Here is a 12,715-nt window from a genome sequence, read left to right as displayed (position 1 = left end):
AGGACGGGCCCGATGGCCGCCGTCGCCGCCGGTTAGGCTGGTGCGCATGACCGTACGTGCCCCACTCGTGCCGGGAAAGCAGTCGCGCACGCGATCGGTCCCGGCGCAGATCGTCCGCCCCGAGTATGTCGGCAAGAAACGTCCCCAGCAGTGGCGCGGCTCCCACGTGCAGACGCCCGAGACGATCGAGAAGATGCGGATCGCGGGCCGGATCGCGGCGCAGGCCACCCAGCTCGCCGGCGAGCACTGCAAGCCGGGCGTGACCACCGACGAGATCGACCGGGTGGTGCACGAGTTCCTGCTCGACCACAACGCCTACCCGTCGACGCTGGGTTACAAGGGCTTCCCCAAGTCCTGCTGCACGTCCCTCAACGAGGTGATCTGCCACGGCATCCCGGACTCCACCGTGCTGGAGGACGGCGACATCATCAACGTCGACGTCACCGCGTATCTGAACGGCGTGCACGGCGACACCGACGCCACCTTCCTGGTCGGTGACGTGAGCGACGAGGCCCGGCTGCTGGTGGAGCGGACCCACGAGGCGATGATGCGGGGCATCCGCGCGGTCGCCCCGGGCCGCCCGATCAACGCGATCGGCCGGGTCATCGAGGCCTATGCGCGCCGATTCGGGTATGGGGTGGTCCGTGACTTCACCGGCCACGGGATCGGGGAGACCTTCCACTCCGGGCTGTACATCCCGCACTACGACAACCCGCAGCTCACCACGGTGATGGAGCCGGGCATGACGTTCACCGTCGAGCCGATGATCACGCTGGGCACCCATGAGTACGAGATGTGGCGCGACGGCTGGACGGTCGTCACCAAGGATCGCCGGTGGACCGCCCAGTTCGAGCACACCCTCGTGGTGACCGACGACGGCTACGAGATCCTGACCCTGCCCTGAGGCTCGGGCGGCCGGCGCCGGCTCAGTCGAAGAGGGCGCCGAGCCGGCCGTCGACCGGGCGGCCGCGGGCGGTCAGCTCCTCGGCCTGGTATCGGAGGATCGCCCCGAGCTCCTGCATGTCGGCCGCGGCCACGCCGGTGTGCTTGACCGCGTCGGCCGTGTTGCGGAAGTAGGTGCGGGTCAGGAAACCGGCGACGAGCGCGGCGTGCAGGCGGGCCTCGGCCATCAGGATCATGGCGGCGTCGGTGTCATACCACTGGGCGAACCGCACCGCCCGGGAGTGCGCGCCGTTGGCGATCGCCCAGTTCTGCCGGGCCAGGCCGGTGAACTCCATCGGCCGGGCCTCGGCCAGCAGGCTGAGGTGGGCCTCGCGCCGGGTCTTGAACCACTCCTGCGGGTCGTGCAGCGCGAACGTGGTGATGTAGGTGTCGGCCTGCATCGGCCAGTGCGTGGTCAGCAGCCGGGCGTGGCCGAGCCCCTCCTCGGCGGTCGTCACCCGCAGGTCGACCGGGATGCCGTCGACCATGCGGCGGGCCGGTTTCGGCCCGGTCCGCGGACGGAAGGTGACCACCACCAGGTTGACGTCGCTGCTGTCGGTGTCGTCACCGTGCGCCATCGACCCGCACAGCCCGACCGACTGGACCTCGGCCGGCCAGCGCTCCTGAACGACGTCGCGCAGCCGGATCGCGAGCGACCCGCGCGGCGTGGTGGTGTCGAGCTCGACGATCACTCGCCCATTCTCGGCCATCCACCCCTGCGGGGTGGCGCGATCATCAGCCTGGGCGGCCCGGATAGGCCATTGTCAGCGGTGTGACGTCGGCGATCCGCCGCCACCGGGTTGCGCGAACTGCGGAGTCGGTCAAATGCGACAGTGCATCGACCCGTTCGTCGCCCTCGGTCACCGGCAGCAGGGCCCGCCACGCCTGGGCCACCCCGTCCTCCACATGGACGGCCAGCTTCAGCGCCGTGTCCCGATCGGTCACCTCGAACGGCAGCTGATAGGCGGCCGGCGCCGGGGCCGCGCTGGCCCGCAGCCGGTCGATCCGGTCCACCAGGTCGTCCCGCCGGGCCCGGTGCTCCAGGTCGGCGGCGCGGGCGCGGGACACCTCGTCCGCGGCCGTCAGATGCACGCCGATCACGCCGTAGGCATAGAGGGCCGCCTCCTCGGCGGCGAGGGCGGCGGCGAGTTGTTCCGTCACGGCGCGAAGAGTATCGGTTCAGCGCAGCGCTTCGGCGTGCGTGGCACGGCAGGCGGCGATCGACCCGGCGAGCATCGCCCGGTCCGCCGGGGCGGCCTTGCAGGCGGCGACCGCGGTCTTCTGCGCGGCCTGCTCGGCCTTACGCAGCGTGGCGGTGGTGTCGGCGCCGCCGGACGGCGCCGACACCGAGGGCGCCGCCGACCCGGCCGCCGCGCCGATCAGCCGGGCCAGATCGGCGGCGTGCGCCCGGTGGTCCTCGGCCAGCGGGGTGAGCCGGGCGGCCAGCGCGGGCTGCGCGACGATCACCCGGTCGTACGACGCGGCGAGCGCCAGCGCCTCGTCGAGCAGGGGCTGGAAGGCGTCCGGCGCGGGCGGCGGCTCCGGCTCGGAGTCGAAGACACCGCAGCCCGCGAGCGTGGCCGAGCCCACCAGCGCGCCGATGAACGTCCGCCGTGAGTTGGTCAGCACGGGTGCCAGTCAACACCATTCGGTGCGGCGCTGCGTCGCCCCGCCCACCGGCACGTTACGCTTCGCGTCAGCCGCGGGGCCACGGACTGCCCGGCGGCATATAGTCGTTCCTGCGAGAAAGCTAGCGAGAGGTCGAGCCCGATGACGCAGCGTGGTCGCGCCGGGGCCCGGCCCGGCGGTCGCCCCGGCGCCCGCCGCACCCGGCCGGAGCCGGAGACCCGTAATCCCACCCTTCCCCGCGTCGATCTGGCCGCCGCGCGCGCCCGGGTCCGCGAGGTGGTCGAGCCGGTCGTCACCAAGGCCGGTTACGACCTGGAGGACCTGACCCTGTCCCGGGCCGGCCGCCGGCACGTGGTCCGGGTGCTGATCGACACCGACGGCGGCATCAGTCTGGACGACGTGGCGGTGGTCTCCCGGGAGATCTCCGAGGCGCTCGACGCGGCCGAGGAGGCCGGCGGCGAGGTGCTCGCCGGGGAGTATCAGCTGGAGGTCGGCTCGCCCGGCGTGGACCGGCCGCTCACCCAGCCGCGGCACTGGCGGCGCAACATCGGCCGGCTGGTCGCGGTGAACGGGCTGACCGGCCGGGTGACCGCGGCCGACGACGCCGGCGTGACGCTGGACGTGGACGGCACGGTCCGCGAGCTGGGCTGGGCCGAGCTCGGCGCGGGCAAGGTCCAGATCGAGTTCAAGCGCATGGACGAAGCCGAGTTCGACGAGTCCGACGACGAAGAAGACGACGACGAAGGGGAGGGCGAGGAATGAACATCGACCTCGCGGCGCTGCGCGCCCTGGAGCGCGAGCGGGAGATCCCGTTCGAGACCATCCTGGCGGCCATCGAGACCGCGCTGCTGACCGCCTACCGGCACACCGAGGGCGCGGAGAGCCACGCCCGGGTGGAGATCGACCGCAAGAGCGGTGTGGCCTCCGTGCTGGCGCAGGAGCTGGACGCGGACGGCTCGGTGGTCCGCGAGTGGGACGACACGCCGCACGACTTCGGCCGCATCGCCGCGATGACCGCCAAGCAGGTGATCCTGCAGCGGCTCCGGGAGGCGACCGACGAGCAGCACTTCGGTGAGTATGCGGGGCGCGACGGCGACCTGGTCACCGGTGTGGTGCAGGCCGACGCGGCCCGTGCCGAGAAACACATCGTGACCGTCGACCTGGGCAAGCTGGAGGCGGTGCTGCCGCAGTCCGAGCAGGTGCCCGGCGAGAGCTACCCGCACGGCACCCGGATCCGGTGCATCGTGGTGCACGTGGCCAAGGGCTTCCGTGGCCCGCAGATCACCCTGTCCCGCTCGCACCCGGCTCTGGTGAAGAAGCTGTTCGCCCTCGAGGTGCCGGAGATCGCCGACGGGACCGTGGAGATCGCCGCCATCGCACGTGAGGCAGGTCACCGTACGAAGATCGCGGTCCGCTCGACCGTGCAGGGTGTGAACGCGAAGGGCGCCTGTATCGGCCCGATGGGCCAGCGGGTCCGGGCGGTCATGAGCGAGCTGCACGGCGAGAAGATCGACATCATCGACTGGTCGGACGACCCGGCCCAGTTCGTCGGCAACGCGCTTTCGCCGGCGAAGGCGCTGCGTGTCGAGGTGGTCGACGCCGCGAGCCGGACGGCCAGGGTGACCGTGCCGGACTTCCAGCTGTCGCTGGCGATCGGCCGGGAGGGGCAGAACGCCCGGCTGGCGGCCCGGCTCACCGGCTGGCGCATCGACATCCGTCCGGACAGCGAGCCGGCCGGAGTCTCGGACCGTGATGCGGCCGAGGCGGGGAACTGACCGGATACGCGTGCGGCGCGAACGAGAGGTAGACTTGCTCTCGGTCGGCCCGACGCGAACCTGCGTCGGCTGCCGCAAACGCGCGCCGGCCGATCATTTGTTGCGGTTCGTCGCGGCAGATTCGGGGGGTGACCTCCGGCTTCTGCCCGATCCGGCCCGCCGACTGCCGGGGCGGGGAGCATATTTGCATCCCGATCCGGCCTGCTTCGCGCAGGCAGAGCGACGTCGCGCCTTCGGGCGTGCGTTGCGTCTCACTGGACTTGCTAACCCAGAACTGCTTGCGGAGCACATCCGTACGGTCTCCGTGCCGCGCGGATCCACCGATGACGAGGCGTCGCCGCCCCGTCACGACCCAGCAAGGTAGGACGACCCAGATGAGCACACGATGAAGTCCCTGAAATGACCAGGCTTCTAGTGCACGAGTGAGGTCTGTGCGGGCGCTGCTCGTACGACCTCGAAGTGAGGAGTGCAGTGCCAGGCAAGGCCCGCGTACACGAGCTCGCCAAAGAGCTCGGGGTCGACAGCAAGACCGTTCTCGCCACCCTGAAGGAAATGGGCGAGTTCGTTAAGTCCGCGTCCAGCACCGTCGAGGCCCCCGTGGCCCGCCGGCTGCGTGGCGCCCTGGAGCAGGGTGGCGCCATTCCGGCGTCCTCGTCGTCTCCGGCGCCGAGTGCGCCCACCTCCGGTGGCCCCGGCCCGTCCGGCGCCCCGCGTCCGGGTCCCCCGATGGGGCGGCCGCAGCCGCCGCGTCGTCCGGGTCCGGCGCCGAGCGCCCCCACCAACAGCCCTACTTCCCCCGCGCCCACCCCCGGTCCGTTCCGTCCGGGTCCCAAGCCGGCCGTTCCCGGCCGTCCGGGCCCGACGCCCGGCCCGGTCGCCAAGCCGGCCAGCGCGCACGACATCGAGGTGGCGGCCGCCGAGGCGCGCGCCTCGGCGCTGAAGGCCGAGCAGGAGGCCGCGGTCAAGGCCGCTCAGGCCGCCCGCACGCGGGATGCCGAGCGCCGTCAGGGCACGACCGAGGGTGGCGCTCCGCGCGGCCCGCGTCCGGGCCCCGGCAGTGTTCCGCCCCGTCCGGGTTCGCCCGCCGCCGGTCGTTCCGGTGGCCAGGGTGGTCCCGGCGCCCCCGGTGGTCCCCGTCCCGGTCCGGCCGGCGGCGCTCCGCGTCCGCCCGCGCGTGGCCCGGGTAACAACCCGTTCGGTGTCTCCGGCGGCGGCGCTCCGCGTCCCTCGCCGGCCTCGATGCCGCGTCCGAACCAGGCGGGCATGCCGCCGCGGCCGAGCCCTGCCTCGATGCCGCCGCGGCCCAGCCCCGCCTCGATGCCCTCGCAGCGTCCCGCCGGCCCCGGCGCCGGTCGTGGCGGCCCCGGCGGTGGCGCCGGTCGTCCCGGCGGTCCCGGTGGCGGCCGTGGCGGTCCCGGTGGCGGCGGTGGCGGCTACCGCGGTGGTGGCGGCGGCGCCGGTGGCGGCTTCCGTCCCGGTGGCGGCGGCGGCGCCGGTGGCGGCTTCCGTCCCGGTGGCGGTGGCGGCGGCGGTGGCTTCCGTCCCGGCGGTCCCGGTGGCGGCGGTGGTGGCCCGGTCGGCGCCGGCGCTCCCGGACGTCCCGGTGGCGGCGGTCCCGGTGGCCGTGGCCGTGGTGGCGGCGCGGCGGGTGCCTTCGGGCGTCCCGGCGGCCGGCCGACGCGTGGCCGCAAGTCGAAGAAGCAGCGGCGTCAAGAGTTCGACAACCTGTCCGCTCCGCAGATGAGCTCCGGCGCTCCTCGCGGTAACGGCCAGGACATCCGGCTCTCGCGTGGCTCGTCGCTCTCCGACTTCGCCGACAAGATCAACGCCAACCCGGGCTCGCTCGTCCAGGAGATGTTCAACCTGGGCGAGATGGTCACCGCCACGCAGTCGGTGTCCGACGACACCCTGCTGCTGCTCGGTGAGCACCTGGGCTTCAACGTCGTGATCGTCAGCCCCGAGGACGAGGACCGCGAGCTGCTCGCGCAGTTCGACATCGACCTCGACGCCGAGGTGGCGGAGGACCGTCTGGTCACCCGTCCGCCGGTGGTGACCGTCATGGGTCACGTCGACCACGGTAAGACGAAGCTGCTGGACGCGATCCGCAAGACCAACGTGGTCGCCGGCGAGGCGGGTGGCATCACCCAGCACATCGGCGCCTACCAGGTCGTCGTCCCCCACCAGGGGGAGGAGCGGGCGATCACCTTCATCGACACCCCGGGTCACGAGGCGTTCACCGCCATGCGTGCCCGTGGCGCCAAGGTCACCGACATCGTGATCCTGGTGGTCGCGGCCGACGACGGCGTCATGCCGCAGACGGTCGAGGCGCTCAACCACGCGAAGGCGGCCGACGTGCCGATCGTCGTCGCGGTGAACAAGGTCGACAAGCCGGACGCCAACCCGGACAAGGTCCGGCAGCAGCTGACGGACTACGGCCTGCTCGCCGAGGAGTACGGCGGCGACACGATGTTCGTCAACGTCGCGGCCAAGCCCGGCATCGGCATCGACGACCTCCTCGAGGCCGTCCTGCTGACCGCCGACGCGGCGCTCGAGCTGACCGCCCCGATCGACGGCCCCGCCCAGGGTGTCGCGGTCGAGGCCCACCTGGACAAGGGTCGCGGCGCCGTGGCCACCGTCCTGGTGCAGAAGGGCACGCTGCGGGCCGGTGACTCGATCGTCGCCGGTGGTGCGCACGGCCGTGTCCGGGCCATGCTCGACGAGCACGGCAACCAGGTGTCCGAGGCGGCTCCGGCGCGTCCGGTCCTGGTGCTCGGCCTCACCTCGGTGCCGAGCGCGGGTGACACGTTCCTCGCGGCTGAGGACGACCGCACCGTGCGGCAGATCGCCGAGCAGCGGCAGGCTCGCCGTCGTGCGGCGACCTTCGCGAACTCGAGCCGTCCGAAGAACCTCGACGAGATCATGCGTGACCTCAAGGAGGGCGAGAAGGCTTCGCTCACCCTGGTCATCAAGGGTGACGGTTCCGGTTCGGTCGAGGCCCTCGAAGAGGCCCTCTTCAAGATCGATATCCCGGACGAGATCCAGCTCAAGGTCATCCACCGCGGCGTCGGTGCGATCACCGAGAGCGACGTCAACCTGGCGTCGGCCTCGTCGGACCAGACCGCGACGATCATCGGCTTCAATGTCCGGGCCTCGAACAAGGTCAAGGAGATGGCCGACCGCGCCGGCGTGGAGATCCGCTACTACAGCGTGATCTACCAGGCCATCGAGGAGATCGAGGCGGCGCTCAAGGGTCTGCTCAAGCCGGAGTTCGAGGAGGTCGAGCTGGGCACCGCGGAGATCCGCGAGGTCTTCCGCTCGTCCAAGATCGGTCTCATCGCCGGTTGTATCGTCCGGTCGGGCCTGCTCAAGCGCAACGCCAAGGCCCGGGTCATCCGGGACGGCACGGTCGTGGCGGACAACGTCACGATCAGCTCGCTGAAGCGGTTCAAGGACGACGCCACCGAGGTCCGCGAGGGCTTCGAGTGTGGTCTGACCCTGAGCGGCTTCGGCTCGCCCCAGGTCGGCGACACGATCGAGACGTGGGAGATGCGCGAGAAGCCGCGCGCATAACCCTGATCGGTTCGACGACGGCCCCCGGTGCTTCGGCGCCGGGGGCCGTCTCGGCAGAATGGCCGCATGTCCCGGTATGCCATGCTGCTTGCTCCCTCCGCCAACCGCGTCTACGCCGATCAGGCGGCCCGGATCTCTCAGGCGGAGCTGGCCGCTTTCGCTCCGGTGCTCTCCTCCGGCCTCGCCGGGATCGCCACCGCCGAGATCGGCGGGGTGGAGTATCTGACGTTCGAGGCCGACCTCGCCGAGGCCGACATCGCCTACCTGTCGAACATGTCGGCGGCCTACGCCCTGTTCGAGCGGGTCGGCGACATGCTGCGGCCGCTGATGCTCACTCCGCTGGCCCGTTACGACAGCGACCTGATCACCATCCCGAAGTACGCCGGCAAGACCAACGAGCAGTTCACCAAGCTGGTGCTGAACCTGACCCTGCTCGGCTCCGCCTTCGCCCGGCGGATGCTCGATGGCGGCCTCACCGTCCTCGACCCGCTGTGCGGCCGCGGCACCACGCTCAACCAGGCCTTGATGTACGGCTACGACGGCATCGGCGTGGAGATCGACGGCAAGGACGTCGAGGCGTACAAGCTGTTCCTGCAGACCTGGCTCAAGCGCAAGCGGCTCAAGCACACCGCCGACCTGATCCCGGTGCGCCGGCAGGGGCGCCGGGCCGCCCGGCGGCTGGAGGTGACTCTCGCGCCCAGCAAGGACGACCACAAGGCCGGCGCGGTACAGAGGATCATCGTGTTGAACGCCGACACCACCGGCCTGGACGGGCTGATCAAGGGCAACGTCGCCGACCTGATCGTCACCGACCTGCCGTACGGGGTCGCCCACGGCAGCTACGACGAGGACGGTGGCGGCATCACCCGCCGCCCGCTGGACCTGCTGGAGCGGGCCGTGCCCGAGTGGCTGAAGCTGCTGCGCCCGGGTGGCGCGGTCGGCATCTCCTGGAACACCAAGGTCGCCAAGCGCGAGCTGGCCGAGGACATCCTGGTGGCGAACGGGCTGAAGCCGATCGAGTTCGAGCCCCTGGCGCATCGGGTGGATCAGGGCATCGAGCGGGACGTGCTGGTGGCCCGGAAATACAGCTGATTCTCCTGGAGAAGCCCAGTAGCGTGCTCGCTGATGTATACCGAGACCGCGATCTTCGACCTGCTCCTGCCCGGTGACTCGCACTCGCTGAAGCAGAAGCGTTCCTATGTCCGGCCGATCATCGCGATGCTGAAGAAGTTCGACGTCAGTGTCGCCGAGGTGGGCCTGCACGACCTGCACGGCCGTGCGTTGATCGGGGTGGCCGTGGTGGCGGCGGAGGCGTCCCAGGCGCGGGCCGTCGTCGACACCTGTGAGAACCAGGTGGCCGGCCGTCCCGAGATCGAGCTGCTCTCCGTGAAGCGAAGGCTGTACGGCGACGAGGATTGAGCGCCTGGGTACGCTTCAGCAGTTGGGCGGGGGCGGTACGACCCGCGGGATACACAGTCGGAGGTGGGCGATATGTCGGACCCAGCCAAGACGCGCCGGCACGCGGAGCGTGTCCGGGAGTTGGTGGCTTCGCTGGTGCGGGAGATCAAGGATCCCCGTCTCGGCATGACGACGATCACGGACGCCCGGATCACCGGCGATCTGCGCGAGGCGACGGTCTACTACACCGTTCTGGGTGACACGACCGAGCAGGCCTCGACGGCGGCCGCCCTGGAGAGCGCGAAGGGGATGCTGCGCAGCCGGGTCGGGCACGCCCTGGGCCTGCGGCACTCGCCGAGCCTGACGTTCGTGCTGGACAACGTGCAGACCCACGTCAAGGAGATCGACGACCTGCTGGCCGAGGCGCGGCACCGCGACCAGGAGGTGCAGCGGCTCGCGGCGGGCGCGAAGTATGCGGGCGACCCGGATCCGTACAAGAGCGAGGACGACGACGAGATCGAGGACGACGAGCCGGAGCGGGTCGGCGCCCGCGAGGACAACGGGTGACCGTCGGCCCGTCAGTGGAGCAGTGGGCCGCCGCGGTGGCGGCGGTCCGCTCGACCGGCCTCGACGACGAGATCCAGCTGATCTGTCATGTGAACCCGGACGGGGACGCGCTCGGCAGCATGCTGGGTTTCGGCCTCGGGCTGCGGCGCCTGGGGTTCACCCGGGTGCGGGCTACGTTTCCGGGTGACTTCGCGGTGCCCACGCCGTACCAGAGGCTCCCCGGTGTTGATCTTCTCGTGCCGGAGGCGGACGCCTTCGCCGACCCGCGCCTGGTCCTGGTCTTCGACGTGGCGAGCGAGTCGCGCCTCGGCGCGCTCGCCGGGCGTCTCGCGGCGGCGCCGGCCGGTGTGGTCCTCGATCATCACGCGTCCAACACCGGCTTCGGCGGGGTGCAGCTGGTCGACCCGCAGGCGGCGGCCACCTCGGTGGTCGCCGACGGGCTGCTCAGCCGTCTCGGGGTGCCACTGGACCGGGAGATCGCCGAGTGCTTCTACGTGGCTCTGGCGACCGACACCGGCTCGTTCAAGTTCGACATGACCACGGTATCGGTTCACGAGCTGGCGGCGCGGCTGATCGCCACCGGGCTCCGGCCGGGGGAGATCTCCCGGCGGATCTTCGACAGCAAGCCGTTCGGCGCGATGAAACTCACCGGCGAGGTGCTCGGCCGGGCGGTCCTGGAGCCGGCCGCGGCCGGCGGGCGGGGCATGGTCTGGACCTATGCGACGCTGGCCGACCTGGAGCGGCACGCGCAGCCGCCCTACGTGCTGGACACGCTGATCGACCCCGTGCGCTCGGTCGCCGAGGCGGACGTGTCGGTGGTGGTGAAGCAGACGGCGCCGGGGGAGTGGTCGGTGTCGCTGCGCAGCAAGGGCGCGGTGGACGTGAGCGGCGTCGCGGTCTCGCAGGGCGGTGGCGGCCACCGTCTGGCGGCGGGTTTCACGGGGTACGGGGAGCCCGCCGACGTGGTGGACACGGTTCGTCGGCTTCTTGACGAATACCTGAACTGACGGCTGTTCTCGCAGCGTGGCGGTGATCACCCGCGAGGGTGGTCACCGCCTTTCTCGTCCCGGATCGCGGGATCCGGGCCTGCTGGGGCGGGACTGAACGTTAGTTTGGGACCTGAACGGTGATTTGGCTCGCCGCGGCTCCCACCGATGCCGCCCGCGGGCCCTCGAGCCACCCGGGTCCACCGGCCCGGGTCGCGTCACCCGGGCACGAGGCCGCGGCGATCCCGCGGCCGGCTGGTGACGCCCCGCTCGACCCATCCGTGCTGGAAGGAAGACTCTCATGGCTGCCAAGCCGAAGCCGAAGCCCGCTGACGACGCCGCCGAGCAGGCGCGCCGCGCTCTGCAGACCTCGATGGACACGCGCCAGTAGGTGTAAGTGACGGGTCGTCTTGCGACCCTTACCGGTGGGCGGGCATCATGGGTGTCCATGAGCCCGCCCGCCGATGCGCCCACCCAGCCGCAACGCACCGCCACGGCCCGCCGGATCGCCGGCCTGGCCCTGCCCGCGCTGGTCGTCCTGGCCGCCGAGCCGCTCTACGTCCTGGTCGACACCGCCGTCGTCGGACACCTCGGATCCCTGCCGCTGGCCGCCGTCGCGATCGGCGGGACGGTCATGTCGTTCGCCGTGTGGTTCGGCACGCTCATGGCGTACGGGACGACCGGCCGCGCCGCCCGCCGCTTCGGCGCCGGTGACCGGGCCGCCGCCGTCGCCGAAGGCGTCCAGGCCTCCTGGCTGGCGCTCGCCGTCGGCCTGCTCCTCGCCCTGCTCGGGGCGGTCGCGGCCGGCCCCCTCGCCAGGCTCCTCGCCGGTGACCCGGCGACCGCCGAAGCCGCCGCCGGATGGCTCCGCATCGCCGCCCTCGGCGCGCCCGGCCTGCTTCTCGCCGCGGCCGGCAACGGCTGGATGCGCGGTGTCCAGGACACCCGCCGCCCGCTCTGGATCGTGCTCGGCGCCAACGTGCTCTCCGCGATCCTCTGCCCCGTGCTGGTCTACCCCGCCGGGCTCGGCCTCACCGGGTCGGCGATCGCGAACGTCGCGGCACAGACCCTCGGCGGCGGCCTCTTCCTGGTCGCGCTGATCCGCGAGACCCGGGCGCTGCGGCCCGTCCCGTCGATCATCGTGCGACAGGTGGTGCTCGGCCGCGACCTGCTGATCCGCGGCGCCGCCTTCCAGGCCTGCTTTCTCTCCGCGACCGCTGTCGCCTCCCGGTTCGGGGTCGCCGCCGTCGGCGCCCACCAGATCGGGCTGCAACTCTGGTTCTTCGCCGCCCTCGCCCTGGATGCGGTCGCCATCGCCGCACAGTCCCTGGTCGGCGCGGCCCTCGGCGCCGGCGACGCGGACGAGGCCCGCGACGTGGCCCGCCGGGTCACCCTGGCCGGCGGGGTCGCCGCGGTGGGCTTCGCGGCCCTCGCCGCGGCCGGGGCGTCGGTGGTGCCCGGCTGGTTCACACCGGATCCGGCCGTCCACGCCCAGACGGCGATCATCTGGCCCTGGTTCGTGGCCCTGCTGCCGTTCGCCGGTGTGGTGTATGCGCTGGACGGCGTGTTCATCGGGGCCGGCGATGTGGCGTTCCTGCGCACCCTGACGATCCTGTCGGCGTTGCTCGGCTTCCTTCCGGCGATCTGGACGTCGTATGCGCTCGACCTCGGGCTGGGTGGAGTGTGGGCCGGGCTGGGGCTGTTCACGCTGGCGCGGTTCGGGGGGCTGGTGTGGCGGTGGCGTTCTCCGCGCTGGCTGGTGACCGGGGCGGTCCGCTGACGATCCGGCTGTTGTGGGGGCCTGTTCCTTGGGGGCTCGGAACAGCCCTCAGGGCCGGCTGGTTGTGG

At 71.9% G+C, this 12,715-nt stretch carries 13 protein-coding genes and 1 pseudogene; 11 read left to right on the top strand and 3 right to left on the bottom strand.

Features of this window, described 5'->3' with window-relative positions:
* The first annotated feature begins 46 nt into the window (after positions 1–46).
* Positions 47–904: a type I methionyl aminopeptidase gene (map, locus tag BM290_RS33350; RefSeq protein WP_093619897.1), complete on the top strand. Its 858-nt coding sequence runs from the start codon at positions 47–49 to the stop codon at positions 902–904.
* Positions 905–926: 22 nt separating this feature from the next.
* Here map and BM290_RS33345 read toward each other — a convergent pair whose 3' ends face one another.
* The 3 genes from BM290_RS33345 to BM290_RS33335 are packed head-to-tail and all read right to left on the bottom strand — an operon-like array spanning position 927 to position 2,571.
* Positions 927–1,634 carry a nucleotidyltransferase domain-containing protein gene (locus BM290_RS33345; protein ID WP_093619896.1) on the bottom strand — a complete coding sequence of 236 codons (708 nt, stop codon included), beginning with the start codon at positions 1,632–1,634 and terminating at the stop codon, positions 927–929.
* 43 nt (positions 1,635–1,677) lie between these two features.
* On the bottom strand, positions 1,678–2,103 hold the full coding sequence (locus BM290_RS33340; protein WP_093619895.1) for a ferritin-like domain-containing protein: 426 nt from the start codon (positions 2,101–2,103) through the stop codon (positions 1,678–1,680).
* An 18-nt stretch (positions 2,104–2,121) separates the two neighbouring features.
* Positions 2,122–2,571: a hypothetical protein gene (locus BM290_RS33335; protein ID WP_177320001.1), complete on the bottom strand. Its 450-nt coding sequence runs from the start codon at positions 2,569–2,571 to the stop codon at positions 2,122–2,124.
* 141 nt (positions 2,572–2,712) lie between these two features.
* Here BM290_RS33335 and rimP point away from each other — a divergent pair, with 141 nt between their 5' ends.
* From rimP to BM290_RS33290, 10 genes and pseudogenes are all read left to right on the top strand, one after another.
* Complete coding sequence (gene rimP, locus BM290_RS33330) at positions 2,713–3,333, top strand: ribosome maturation factor RimP (protein ID WP_093619894.1); 621 nt, start codon at positions 2,713–2,715, stop codon at positions 3,331–3,333.
* Positions 3,330–4,346, top strand: coding sequence for a transcription termination factor NusA (gene nusA / locus BM290_RS33325; RefSeq protein ID WP_093619893.1), 1,017 nt, complete (start codon positions 3,330–3,332; stop codon positions 4,344–4,346). The genes rimP and nusA overlap by 4 nt, the downstream gene beginning before the upstream one ends.
* On the top strand, positions 4,324–4,710 hold the full coding sequence (locus BM290_RS33320) for a YlxR family protein (RefSeq protein WP_093619988.1): 387 nt from the start codon (positions 4,324–4,326) through the stop codon (positions 4,708–4,710). The genes nusA and BM290_RS33320 overlap by 23 nt, the downstream gene beginning before the upstream one ends.
* 107 nt (positions 4,711–4,817) lie before the next feature.
* Positions 4,818–4,968 (top strand): annotated as a pseudogene (locus BM290_RS51130) (translation initiation factor IF-2 N-terminal domain-containing protein); the annotation flags it as partial.
* Between the two features lie 104 nt (positions 4,969–5,072).
* Complete coding sequence (infB, locus tag BM290_RS33315) at positions 5,073–7,916, top strand: translation initiation factor IF-2 (protein ID WP_373871098.1); 2,844 nt, start codon at positions 5,073–5,075, stop codon at positions 7,914–7,916.
* Positions 7,917–7,982: 66 nt separating this feature from the next.
* Positions 7,983–9,008, top strand: a complete 1,026-nt coding sequence (locus tag BM290_RS33310; protein ID WP_093619891.1) for a TRM11 family SAM-dependent methyltransferase — start codon at positions 7,983–7,985, stop codon at positions 9,006–9,008.
* Between the two features lie 33 nt (positions 9,009–9,041).
* Positions 9,042–9,335 carry a DUF503 domain-containing protein gene (locus BM290_RS33305; protein WP_093619890.1) on the top strand — a complete coding sequence of 98 codons (294 nt, stop codon included), beginning with the start codon at positions 9,042–9,044 and terminating at the stop codon, positions 9,333–9,335.
* A 72-nt stretch (positions 9,336–9,407) separates the two neighbouring features.
* Positions 9,408–9,881, top strand: a complete 474-nt coding sequence (gene rbfA, locus BM290_RS33300) for a 30S ribosome-binding factor RbfA (RefSeq protein WP_093619889.1) — start codon at positions 9,408–9,410, stop codon at positions 9,879–9,881.
* Positions 9,878–10,888, top strand: a complete 1,011-nt coding sequence (locus BM290_RS33295; RefSeq protein WP_093619888.1) for a DHH family phosphoesterase — start codon at positions 9,878–9,880, stop codon at positions 10,886–10,888. The genes rbfA and BM290_RS33295 overlap by 4 nt, the downstream gene beginning before the upstream one ends.
* A gap of 427 nt (positions 10,889–11,315) precedes the next feature.
* Positions 11,316–12,647 carry an MATE family efflux transporter gene (locus BM290_RS33290; RefSeq protein ID WP_093619887.1) on the top strand — a complete coding sequence of 444 codons (1,332 nt, stop codon included), beginning with the start codon at positions 11,316–11,318 and terminating at the stop codon, positions 12,645–12,647.
* Positions 12,648–12,715: the final 68 nt, after the last annotated feature.

Source organism: Actinoplanes philippinensis, assembly GCF_900113015.1.
Lineage (GTDB): Bacteria > Actinomycetota > Actinomycetes > Mycobacteriales > Micromonosporaceae > Actinoplanes > Actinoplanes philippinensis.
Note: the sequence above shows the minus strand (reverse complement) of the source record. Positions and strands in the feature narration are given on the sequence as shown.

Coding starts and splice junctions, on each gene's coding strand:
- BM290_RS33310 (WP_093619891.1), top strand. CDS start 7,983: ATGTCCCGGTATGCCATGCTGCTTGCTCCCTCCGCCAACCGCGTCTAC.
- infB (WP_373871098.1), top strand. CDS start 5,073: ATGGGGCGGCCGCAGCCGCCGCGTCGTCCGGGTCCGGCGCCGAGCGCC.
- nusA (WP_093619893.1), top strand. CDS start 3,330: ATGAACATCGACCTCGCGGCGCTGCGCGCCCTGGAGCGCGAGCGGGAG.
- rbfA (WP_093619889.1), top strand. CDS start 9,408: ATGTCGGACCCAGCCAAGACGCGCCGGCACGCGGAGCGTGTCCGGGAG.
- BM290_RS33320 (WP_093619988.1), top strand. CDS start 4,324: ATGCGGCCGAGGCGGGGAACTGACCGGATACGCGTGCGGCGCGAACGA.
- rimP (WP_093619894.1), top strand. CDS start 2,713: ATGACGCAGCGTGGTCGCGCCGGGGCCCGGCCCGGCGGTCGCCCCGGC.
- map (WP_093619897.1), top strand. CDS start 47: ATGACCGTACGTGCCCCACTCGTGCCGGGAAAGCAGTCGCGCACGCGA.
- BM290_RS33290 (WP_093619887.1), top strand. CDS start 11,316: ATGAGCCCGCCCGCCGATGCGCCCACCCAGCCGCAACGCACCGCCACG.
- BM290_RS33305 (WP_093619890.1), top strand. CDS start 9,042: ATGTATACCGAGACCGCGATCTTCGACCTGCTCCTGCCCGGTGACTCG.